This window comes from Pantoea eucrina, assembly GCF_002095385.1.
In the GTDB taxonomy this organism is placed as follows: domain Bacteria; phylum Pseudomonadota; class Gammaproteobacteria; order Enterobacterales; family Enterobacteriaceae; genus Pantoea; species Pantoea eucrina.
In genome coordinates this window covers 1-494 of sequence record NZ_MIPP01000097.1, presented here as the reverse complement: position 1 = coordinate 494, position 494 = coordinate 1, and the positions used below count along the sequence as shown (strand labels likewise).

At 70.2% G+C, this 494-nt stretch carries 1 protein-coding gene; it reads right to left on the bottom strand.

Annotated features, from left to right (window positions below):
* Nucleotides 1-494 (bottom strand): Lhr family ATP-dependent helicase (locus HA43_RS18940; RefSeq protein ID WP_425298531.1); only part of this gene is annotated, 494 nt, incomplete at both ends.

Sequence of the window (494 nt, the reverse complement as noted above, 5' to 3'; positions counted from 1 at the left end):
GCCGGACGCGGTTTGCTGCGCAGCGGCGGCATCCGCAGCGGCTGCCAGCTCTGCGACGTGATCCAGCCACGCCACACCAGATCCCACAGCGCCGCGTCGGTTTCCGGTGACGCACCATCACCGGCGTCGCTCTCGGTGGCGAGCTGCAGCTGCCGGAAGGTTACGCTGCCGTGCTGCTGCAGGTGCGCCACGATCCGCTGCTGCAGAGGTGACATCGTCACGGTTTGCGTCTCCGCCGGTGGCGTCATGATTGCGGCAGCGGCGTCAGCCGGGCAGAGTTCCACCCGCTCCTGTCGCGTGCCGGCTGCGCGGCTGCCGCGCCAGAGCACCTCGCCGCTCGCCAGCAGTTCATCCAGCAGCGCGGGCTGGTAATCAGCGATACGCGCCGGAAAAATCTGGCTCTCCCACAGCCCGGCAGGCAGGGCCACGCCGGCCAGCTGCGCGATCACCCGGCGCAGACCCTCTGTACCGCTGAGCGGGGCGGTAAGCGCGTG